This window comes from Porphyromonas sp. oral taxon 278 str. W7784, from assembly GCF_000467855.2.
GTDB lineage: Bacteria > Bacteroidota > Bacteroidia > Bacteroidales > Porphyromonadaceae > Porphyromonas.
On record NZ_KI259221.1, the window covers coordinates 330,228 to 330,524 of the forward strand.

The following is a 297-nucleotide window of genomic DNA, read 5'->3' on the forward strand; positions in this document are numbered from 1 at the left end:
CACCCCTCCCGGGGTGCGTGAATTGAAACTCTCTAAGCTGAAAGCTAATAAGTGCTCCTCACTGTCGCACCCCTCCCGGGGTGCGTGAATTGAAACGTAGATCGGATATGTCCACGCCATGAAAACCATATCGTCGCACCCCTCCCGGGGTGCGTGAATTGAAACGCTGATGAGTTATTTCCCCCTACGGCTATCTCTCGTCGCACCCCTCCCGGGGTGCGTGAATTGAAACGAATAAGCCAAAAGGCGTAACGGACTAAAATTGTAGTCGCACCCCTCCCGGGGTGCGTGAATTGA